Below are 380 nucleotides of genomic sequence, written 5' to 3'. Positions count from 1 at the left end.
ATGCTGAGCCATCCGCGCAAGCGGCTGTGATACGCGTTGACGTTCTGCACGTGGACCGCGCCGCGCACGCGGATGCCAGCGCGCAAGTTGACTGCCTGATGACTGATGCCCGTTTCCCGGGCAAAGGCGGCATACGCCGCATGGCCATCGGTCACCAGCAAAATATCCTTGTCGATCACGGGCGGCAAGCACTGCAGCAACTGCTTCTTGCTCAGTTGCCCCTTGCCAGTGACGAAATCGATGGTTTGCCCCGTCCGGTCGCGCGCTACCAGGATGCAAACCTGTTCGCTGGAAATCCCGCGCTGGCGGGCATGGCCACCACGCCGGCGTGCCGGACGCCGCAAATGCCGCGCCCCTTTCTCCGATTCCAGCAGATACAG

Annotated in this window: 1 protein-coding gene; it reads right to left on the bottom strand. The window is 63.2% G+C overall.

What is annotated here, in order from left to right; translation table 11 throughout:
- Positions 1-380, bottom strand: a 380-nt coding sequence (locus ACL9RI_RS27680) for an IS1595 family transposase (protein ID WP_422729650.1), incomplete at both ends; no start/stop codon positions are given.

The sequence above is a fragment of the Janthinobacterium sp. Mn2066 genome (assembly GCF_049319705.1).
Classification (GTDB): domain Bacteria; phylum Pseudomonadota; class Gammaproteobacteria; order Burkholderiales; family Burkholderiaceae_D; genus Janthinobacterium.
Note: the sequence above shows the minus strand (reverse complement) of the source record. Positions and strands in the feature narration are given on the sequence as shown.